The sequence below is a fragment of the Brevibacillus sp. HB2.2 genome (genome assembly GCF_013284275.1).
GTDB lineage: Bacteria > Bacillota > Bacilli > Brevibacillales > Brevibacillaceae > Brevibacillus > Brevibacillus brevis_D.
Genome location: NZ_JABSUV010000077.1, coordinates 1 through 7,054, shown reverse-complemented (window position 1 = coordinate 7,054; position 7,054 = coordinate 1). Strand labels below are relative to the sequence as shown.

General features: G+C 42.1%; 8 protein-coding genes and 2 pseudogenes. 4 read left to right on the top strand and 6 right to left on the bottom strand.

Annotated elements, in window-relative coordinates; all coding sequences use genetic code 11:
- Positions 1 to 59: 59 nt before the first annotated feature.
- Positions 60 to 782, bottom strand: a complete 723-nt coding sequence (locus HP401_RS29205) for a site-specific integrase (protein WP_483862080.1) — start codon at positions 780 to 782, stop codon at positions 60 to 62.
- Between the two features lie 39 nt (positions 783 to 821).
- A pseudogene (locus HP401_RS35805) lies at positions 822 to 926 on the bottom strand (tyrosine-type recombinase/integrase); the annotation flags it as partial.
- A gap of 184 nt (positions 927 to 1,110) precedes the next feature.
- Between HP401_RS35805 and HP401_RS29200 the strand changes: the two are divergent.
- The gene (locus tag HP401_RS29200) at positions 1,111 to 2,478 is read left to right on the top strand and encodes a DJ-1/PfpI family protein (protein ID WP_173607591.1); all 1,368 of its coding nucleotides are present in this window, start codon (positions 1,111 to 1,113) and stop codon (positions 2,476 to 2,478) included.
- 390 nt (positions 2,479 to 2,868) lie between these two features.
- Here HP401_RS29200 and HP401_RS35770 read toward each other — a convergent pair whose 3' ends face one another.
- The 3 genes from HP401_RS35770 to HP401_RS35465 form a co-directional block, all read right to left on the bottom strand.
- Positions 2,869 to 3,066, bottom strand: coding sequence for a hypothetical protein (locus HP401_RS35770; protein ID WP_375140444.1), 198 nt, complete (start codon positions 3,064 to 3,066; stop codon positions 2,869 to 2,871).
- Complete coding sequence (locus tag HP401_RS29195) at positions 3,063 to 3,191, bottom strand: IS110 family transposase (RefSeq protein ID WP_254457235.1); 129 nt, start codon at positions 3,189 to 3,191, stop codon at positions 3,063 to 3,065. Before HP401_RS29195 ends, HP401_RS35770 begins: the two co-directional genes overlap by 4 nt.
- A 374-nt stretch (positions 3,192 to 3,565) precedes the next feature.
- Entirely contained in the window at positions 3,566 to 3,700 is a 135-nt protein-coding gene (locus HP401_RS35465) for a hypothetical protein (protein ID WP_256435401.1), read from the bottom strand.
- A gap of 168 nt (positions 3,701 to 3,868) precedes the next feature.
- Between HP401_RS35465 and HP401_RS29190 the strand changes: the two are divergent.
- Positions 3,869 to 4,084 (top strand): annotated as a pseudogene (locus HP401_RS29190) (SOS response-associated peptidase family protein); the annotation flags it as partial.
- Positions 4,085 to 4,597: 513 nt separating this feature from the next.
- On the opposite strand, the gene HP401_RS29185 reads toward HP401_RS29190, so the two are convergent.
- Entirely contained in the window at positions 4,598 to 5,617 is a 1,020-nt protein-coding gene (locus HP401_RS29185; protein WP_173607590.1) for an alpha/beta fold hydrolase, read from the bottom strand.
- Between the two features lie 142 nt (positions 5,618 to 5,759).
- Between HP401_RS29185 and HP401_RS29180 the strand changes: the two genes are divergently transcribed.
- Together HP401_RS29180 and HP401_RS29175 are read left to right on the top strand one after the other, a co-directional pair.
- On the top strand, positions 5,760 to 6,692 hold the full coding sequence (locus HP401_RS29180) for a LysR family transcriptional regulator (protein WP_173607589.1): 933 nt from the start codon (positions 5,760 to 5,762) through the stop codon (positions 6,690 to 6,692).
- 218 nt (positions 6,693 to 6,910) lie between these two features.
- Positions 6,911 to 7,054: DUF4062 domain-containing protein (locus HP401_RS29175; protein WP_173607588.1), on the top strand; the 144-nt coding region annotated here is incomplete at its 3' end.

The following is a 7,054-nucleotide window of genomic DNA, read 5'->3' as shown; positions in this document are numbered from 1 at the left end:
ATTTTCTATTTGGTGGGTGCGAGTGTAAAAGTCGCTTCACCCACAAACGCACCCACAAATTACTCATAAATCTTCTGCATATGGTCTTCAAATTTTCTCATGTTGTCACTTTCAATCTTTTTGGAAATGTGGGCATATACATCTGCGGTAATTTGCATGCTGCCATGACCTAGACGCTCCTGGATGTATTTCATATCCGCTCCAGTTTCCATGAGCAAGACAGCGAGAGTATGACGTAGTGAGTGGATAGGCATTGAGGGGACGTTTACTTTCTTTAGTGTTCGTGAAAAGGAGTTAAACAATGTAGACTTCAGTATGAAATTACCATCTTTTCTACACAAAACGAGATTTAGATCATGATGGTAGAGTTCGTCGAAACCTAATTTGTTTTTGTTTTGGTAGGATAAGTGATGTTTGAGATCATTGATTAGTGATTGGCTAATTTTGATCGTCCTATTGGAGTTAAACGTCTTAGTATCACCAAAAAGCTCGGTTTTGTTTTTTGCTCCGAAATCGAGAGTCTTAGTAATGCTAATCGTATATTTTTTAAAGTCTATGTCTGGCCACCTTAAAGCAGCTGCTTCACCTTTTCGCATACCAGTTTCAATTAACACTTTGAAGAATATCCAGTAGATGTAATCATATTGAAGGGTTGCCTGTAAAAACCGAGGTATGTCACTTGATTCCATGAACATAATTCCATCATTTTTTGACTGACCTTTGATTGTAACTCCTAAGCATGGATTTTTCTCAATTTTAGCTAATGTGACTGCTTTCTCCATAGCATTAAACATTGTGGTATGGACGATAAAATAGGGAAGAATGTGTTTCTGAATATTCCTTTGGTGCAGTAGATAAGTGTTTTTACGGATAGTGTCTTTTTTGTACTCATCCAGCCAAATCTGAAGAAAGCTCTTTAGTGGTATGTCACTCTGTTCATGAAACTCTAGTAGCCCTATCGAGTCACGTTTAGAAAAGGAAAGAGACCTGGGTCCATAGGTGGTTCCTACATTAGGCCAGCCCCGTAATCGGGCTACAGACTGATGATAAGTATATATTGGTTTGTTACATTTTATGGGTAAGAAATTTAGCCTGAGGGAGAGTAAGTATGTGAAAACTGTATGGCGAATCAGTATTTATCTCATCGTTTTTGTTGTCGTAGTAGGAGGTGCAGGCACACTCGGGTTCGTCAATACAATGAATGAGGTAATGTCGGTTTACGATAAACCCGCACCTGCATTGACGAATGTGCAGGTACCGAAATATGACGCAAACAAACCGACAGTGGCAGTGTTACTGGCGAATGAATCAACAGAAGTGTTCGATTTTCTCGTCCCATACGAGATGTTTGCGATGACGGAAGCTTACAATGTATACAGCGTTGCACCCGATCGTGAAATAAAATCACTAACCGGCGGACTCGATGTCGTTCCGCATTATTCGTTTGACGAAATGGATGCGATGCTCGGCAAAAGCCCAGACATTATCGTCATACCGTTTATGCCGATTCTAGATGAGAAAAAATATACGCCTGTCCGCGAATGGATTCAGAAGCACGCAAGCGACAAGACTTTATTGCTTTCCATTTGCAATGGGGCAGAAAACCTGGCTGATACTGGCTTACTTAACGGCAAATCTGCCGCGACGCACTGGGGAGACATCGACCGACTCATTAAACAATATCCGAAAGTCCAGTGGGTGAAAGATCTGCGCTACGTCCCACAAGGTAATATCATATCTTCTGCGGGTCTGACATCGGGAATTGACGCTACACTATATGTCATCTCACAGCAGTTGGGTGAGGAGGCGGCGGAGAAAGTAGCGGTAGAGATGAACTATCCATCTTACGATTATGTGAAAAAACCGCAAATGGAACCGTTCACTGCCGGGCTCAGCGATATAACGTTCATACTTAACAACGCTTATCAATGGAACAAAGTAAAAGCGGGCGTTCTGCTGTATAACGGCGTTGATGAATTAGATTTGTCCGCCGCATTCGATACGTACGCTGCTTCTGGCACGACTTCGACGTTAACTGTTTCCGGTGCAAACGAACCGATCGTAACGAAGCATGGCCTGAACTTAGTCGCGCGCTATCAGATAAAAAACGTGCCGAAACTAGCGAAAATGATTGTCGTCGGTGCCGATGCCGAATCAGCAGCCGCCAAAGACATCAACCAATGGAACGAAAGCGGCAACAGCGCGGAACTACTGTACTTACATCGCGAAGCAATGGATCGGTTTGCAATGGATCCTGCATTCGAGGATTTGGCCAAGCAGGAGGATATTGGGACGGCGAAATTTGCTGCAAAGCGGCTCGAATATCGCGCCACGGATCATCTGAAGCTAGAAGGTAGAACCTTCTCTTTTGAAGCGTTTGGCGTACCAATTTTGCTCGGCATCCTATCCTTGATCGTTGCTTTTTTCATCGATCAGCGATTCTTCCGCAGGAAAAAAGATATAAGCGCATCAAGGTAGTGACATTCTATCCGACTTGAAGGTGGCCAATGGGGTGCTGGCTGAAAGAATAGACTGTTTTCTACGCCTCTCCATCTTTCCGATGAAAAAATGATTTATACTGGTGTTGTTGATCTAGTGATTTCTTAACCATAACTGCTCGTTAGTTGGATAACTTGCCGTCAGATTTTTGCATGGAGCAACAACCATTTCAACTAATGCGGAAGCCCTCCCTTGGACAATCTGGGAGGGCTTTTTTCTGTGAAAATCCATTCGTTGAATAATTGCCAAGTAAGGAACGGAGTTTTTAGCTAAATCACGAAGTAACCAAAAATGGCAATAGAATGCCCGAGACATCGAATTTTTAGATGCTTGTATAGTCACCTATAAAAATGGACATAATAAATAAGTTCAAGAGGTACTTGTTCTATCTATGTACGATTCCTTGTTAGACAACAAGTGGTACATAATCGTTAATAGCTTATGGGCAAGGGCAACAAGTGCCCTTTTCTTGCCTCGTCTAGATGACAATTTCCAATACCGTGCAGACATATACGTGTTGCGCGCTCGAGATGCTGCCCATGCAGTTTCACAAAGGGCAGATCTTATGTGTGGATTCCCCTTCGGGGTGCGAACGGCTTTTTTTTACCCGCACTTTCATGATTGCCTGGACAAACACCAGCCCATGAAGCTAAATGGGCAGCAGTTGGGAATTGACTCATATCAGGCCCCATTTCAGCAAGTAGAGTCGCTGCCGTTAGCTTATCAACTCCAGGTACGGATTGAAGAAGCTGTACTTCTTCCTTGTAAGGCTCCTCCGTTTACTCTTTGCAGCAATGAGTGCATCTTTGCTAGCATCCGTCATATTTCGTTTCTTATCCTGAGGAGAAAGCAATCCTTCTTGCCCCATCTTAAACACCTAACTGAATGTACTATGAATACTATAAAACTGAATATAGATATCAAGTATTTAATGAAATAAAAAGAATGGGCAACTCTACATTGAATACTGTAAAGTCACCCATTCTGACTAGTTAAGATAAATGTCATTTAGTTGGCAGTACATTCCGTACTTTGCGGATGGTGTCAGCGACACTGGTACTACCACCTATTTTCTGTACTTTTGATCATATACATCTTCCTCTGCATCCAACCAGAAGTGATATGATTCACCTACAACAATCGCTTCTTTCATAGTATCCTCAGAGTTATTAGCTGTAGAATTTTTATTTGAATTTTCCATGAAAATCACTTCCTTGCAACAAGATATTCTTAGTGTAAGCCTCATTGTATGCTCCTTCAACAGTCATATGCATCTCAAACGTATACTATCGACATAATTTAGGTGTTACACCATAGAAAATGTCGAATAAATCAATACTCAGTACGACTTTGTTGACATTTAATAAAAAATATCGCACCGGGTCAATTAATCCCTGCTATTATTTCCGATCAAGGTAAGCGTCGACTTGGACAGTTGAAATGGGGATTAGTTCCCTCGTCGGCACAGGATGAGAAGAGCGGGTACAAAGTGATTAATGCACGCGCTGAGACGCTCACTGAAAAGCCAGCCTTTTGCCAGTTGTTTGAGAGGAAACGATGCATTGTACCAGCAGATGGATTTTTTTATTAAATGTCAACAAAATGTGTTTAAGGGCATAACAAATATAATCAGTAGATAAGATGTATAACATTTTAAATATCTCAATTCGGCATAAATATCTCTTTCCATTAATAATGTGGTGTACATTGGCCATATCAAGAGCTTTATGTTCTTTTTCAACGCAACTGGAAACTTAAGTTTTTCGAGAGTTCCAGTGAAATACATCAGAATGTTAACCCTAGCAAAAGACAGCCAACTAATTAGTCGGCTGTCTTTTCGTTAAGCTAACGGGCAGGTTAATTGAATTTCTTGAACATACTACAGGTATGAGAACGAAAAAAATAACAAGTATGATTTTCAAGATTTAAGACACGCTACAGTTTCTTTTGTTTACTAAACCTAGCATCATTCAATGTGGATAAAAACTAGAATTTCAGCGTTCGCAGAATTCGTGAAAGCAAGTACGACCAAAGAAAAAAGAGGTCAAACCATTACATTCTGGTGACCTCAAATACGATTCGTTAGGTTGATCACGTTCTATTCGTTAGCGCTAAGTGACAACAAGTGCTTCAGATTGTCATCGATGAATTGATTATCGGCACTGTTGATACCGCGGCCGGCAAAGTGACCCCAGATTGACTGGATCGGGTTAAGACTAGCATTAGGGATACGTGCAGCTTCATATGCATTATCGTCCGCTGTGCAGAAGAGATCGGTACTTCCCGGCATAATGCAAGCAAATGCCTTTATGCTTTTAAGTGCCTTATCAAAATCTCCGTTATAGGAAGAGTTGGCACTAATGTCTGCATGCTGGCCTGTCCATAACATGGCTAGGACGTTATGTGGATCCATATTCATAAAGCTATTTTCCCAGACACCAGCTACAAAATCCTCCAATGAGTCAAATCCCATCTCACGATAAAGCTCCTCTCGATAAAAGGCATGTGATAATCCCCATCCCGCATACACCCGACCAACGGCGCGCATGTCTGCAGAAGTCAACTGGTTTAGTTTACTTGAGTCGAAGCCGACTGCAGATAGCAGTGAGGATTTTACACCTTCCAGCACTACATATGTGTGAGGCCAAGGTTTGGCGATACTTCCGAAAGGTGCAATCCGTTCGACCATCTCCGGGTAACTTGCCCCCCATTGAAATGCCTGAATGCCGCCCATGGACCATCCGACGACGAGAGCAATCTTCTGAATGCCGAATTTTTCGGTCAGTAGTTGATACTGGAATCGTACGTTGTCATAGATAGTTACCTGTGGAAAGTTTGCCCGCTCGAATGGATGGGGCGTGTTGCTGGGAGAGGATGAAAGTCCATTACCCAGCAAATTTGGAACGATAATAAAATATTTCTCTGGATCAAGTGCCATTCCGCTGCCAATGAGCCATTCATTCTGAACATGCTGATCTCCAAATGCCGTTGGATAGACTATCACATTATCTTTCTGTTCATTTAATTTTCCGTATGTTTTATAAGCAAGAAAAGCATTGGGTAACGTCACTCCTGATTGTAAAAGTACATCACCCAAATTGAAAATTTCATAATCCATCGTATGGTCGCTCCCTTCAAAATGAAAACCACATGTTTACTGTGATCTCTTGTACCCAGTATAGAGTCGTGATACTCTCAATAAAAGTGAATAGAATTCAAGATAGCATTCAATATAATTGAAAGAAGAAAGGGGGCCTCCGATGGAATTGCGCCAACTGAATACGTTTTGCACGGTTGCTACAACATTGAATTTCACGCGGGCAGCAGAGGTGCTGAGCTACGTTCCTTCCAACGTTACGATGCAAATTAAAGCATTGGAAGAGGAGCTGGGTGTCCGCCTCTTTGATCGGTTGGGCAAGCAACTCGCGCTCACAACTGCGGGCAAACGCTTTTTAACGCATGCCCAAGGTGTTCTTGAAAAATTGGACGAAGCTCGCAGTGTTGTCCATGATAATGCAAAACTAAGTGGTACTCTAACGATAAGTGCGAATGAAGTTATTTGCTCCTATCGGCTTTCTCCGGTCTTCCAACGGTTTCGTTCGCAACATCCGGGTGTTCGCCTGATCTTTCGCTCAGTTCCGAATCAAGAGCTTAAGCAAACGTTATTCGAGGGAACGACGGATATCGTTTATATGCTGGATGAACCTATTTGCTCAAGTGGACTTGTCGTGGAACCGCTCGTAGAAGAGAATTTCCGTTTGTTGGCTGCTCCAGATCATCCACTTGCTAAGCGAACTGTGCTAAAGTTGGAAGATTTTCATGAAGAAGTGTTCTTGACCAATGAAAAGGGTTGTCCATATCGAACGATGTTTGACCGATCTTTTGAGAAAGAAGGCATTGATAGCATCACGTATCTGGAGTTTCAAAGTGCTGAAGCAATTAAAAAATGTGCAATTTCTGGAATTGGTATTGCCTTTCTTCCTGAAATCGTCGTGGAAGCTGAAGTTGAACGCGGAGAACTTGTTGTCCTTCCATGGCAAATTCCGGATTTGCAGGTGTACACACAGATGTTGTGGCATAAAGACAAGTGGCTTTCACCAATCATGTTATCTTTCATAGAAGCAACAAGGAATGTTTTTCATTTGGTCAGCAAGCCTGTGAACCAATCCAACATCGAATTGAGTCATCTTTAGGTTTGAACTCGGGGGAGGAGAATAGCATGGAGACTCAAGCACAGTTGCATATATCGCGGAATTTTATCTTTCCTTGTCCATTCCTTCTCTGCACGAATAAACCTCCTAGTTGCCGTCTGGCGCAAGCTTGCCGCCATGAAATCCCCAGTCAATTTTGACAAATAAAGTGAGTGAGTGGTAGATTCTATTTATACGAATTCTTGAATTTGGGTGGGCTTATGAGAAAAAAATTACAAATATACATATCGGCTACTTACTACGATCTTATTGAGGAAAGACATACCGCTGTTGAAGCCGTACTCCAAGCCGGTCATATCCCTGCTGGAGTCGAGCAATTTTTCAAGGAAAGTCCAATGAAAATT

What these genes read in the sequence shown, in the direction of transcription:
- HP401_RS29205 (WP_483862080.1), bottom strand. Translation starts at nt 782, where the DNA reads ATGGAGAAAGCAGTCACATTAGCTAAAATTGAGAAAAATCCATGCTTA.
- HP401_RS29195 (WP_254457235.1), bottom strand. Translation starts at nt 3,191, where the DNA reads ATGGGGCCTGATATGAGTCAATTCCCAACTGCTGCCCATTTAGCTTCA.
- HP401_RS35465 (WP_256435401.1), bottom strand. Translation starts at nt 3,700, where the DNA reads ATGGAAAATTCAAATAAAAATTCTACAGCTAATAACTCTGAGGATACT.
- HP401_RS29185 (WP_173607590.1), bottom strand. Translation starts at nt 5,617, where the DNA reads ATGGATTATGAAATTTTCAATTTGGGTGATGTACTTTTACAATCAGGA.
- HP401_RS29180 (WP_173607589.1), top strand. Translation starts at nt 5,760, where the DNA reads ATGGAATTGCGCCAACTGAATACGTTTTGCACGGTTGCTACAACATTG.